The sequence below is a fragment of the Brevinematales bacterium genome, from assembly GCA_026415355.1.
Taxonomy (GTDB): Bacteria; Spirochaetota; Brevinematia; order DTOW01; family DTOW01; genus SKYB106.
Genome location: JAOAHF010000076.1, coordinates 1 through 283, shown reverse-complemented (window position 1 = coordinate 283; position 283 = coordinate 1). Strand labels below are relative to the sequence as shown.

The 283-nt window shown below is 47.0% G+C and carries 1 protein-coding gene and 1 pseudogene; both read right to left on the bottom strand.

Translation table 11 applies throughout. The annotated features are described in order from the left end of the window. Window positions 1-90, bottom strand: a pseudogene (locus N2712_08120) (undecaprenyl-diphosphatase). Further along, the coding region (locus tag N2712_08115) for a hypothetical protein (GenBank protein MCX8029942.1) at window positions 87-283 on the bottom strand (197 nt) is incomplete at its 5' end. The pseudogene N2712_08120 and the gene N2712_08115, both read right to left, overlap by 4 nt.

Sequence of the window (283 nt, the reverse complement as noted above, 5' to 3'; positions counted from 1 at the left end):
GAGGATAAGGTGTCCCGTAGAAGATACGGGCAAAAACTCGGTAAAACCTTCCACAGCTCCGAGAATTAGGGCATGTTTTATATCCATCAAACCACCTCCACGTATACGCCTTTTAAGTAAAGTGTATTGGGCATCTGGAGTATCCAAGGATGGTCCAAATCCTGCATGCTCTCCGCTACTACCCTGACCTGTCTTCTTACATCCACTGCGGCTTGGGTCAGGGTCTGTAGGATATGCTCTCTGGTTATGTGAAAGGAGCAGGAATATATGGCAAGATATCCAC